Genomic DNA, 470 nt, shown 5'->3' with positions numbered 1-470 from the left:
GTATTATGGATTCGGGTGACTTTACCCTTACGCTTCCAGGTATCGCGGGTATCGTTCTTACCATGGCAGTAGCGGTGGATACGAACGTTATCATTTATGAAAGAACTAAAGAAGAATTATTCGCTGGGAAAAGTATTCTTGAAGCTTACAAAGATGGTTTCAAACATGCATTAAATGCGATTATCGATGGTCACACTACGACTTTCTTAACGGCAGTTGTATTGTTCTTCTTCGGAACAGGGCCTATTAAAGGTTTTGCATTGACGTTGATGATCGGTATCTTAATGACATTATTTACGTCTGTATTGCTTTCAAGAGTAATGATTTTCTCAAGATTAAATAAAGGAAAAGGACTTTCTGTTTGGACTCCGGCTACGAAGAACCTATTCAGAAATACCTGGATCGATTTCATCGGAAAGAGAAAATATGCTTACATCGTTTCTGCTGTTCTTACAGTTATTTGTATTGTT

The 470-nt window shown here is 37.7% G+C and carries 1 protein-coding gene; it reads left to right on the top strand.

The genetic code is table 11. The annotated features are described in order from the left end of the window. Positions 1-5: 5 nt before the first annotated feature. Positions 6-470 (top strand): MMPL family transporter (locus GB932_RS22400; RefSeq protein ID WP_497755952.1); only part of this gene is annotated, 465 nt, incomplete at its 3' end.

The organism is Microbacterium karelineae (assembly GCF_009745985.1).
GTDB lineage: Bacteria > Actinomycetota > Actinomycetes > Actinomycetales > Microbacteriaceae > Microbacterium > Microbacterium karelineae.
Note: the sequence above shows the minus strand (reverse complement) of the source record. Positions and strands in the feature narration are given on the sequence as shown.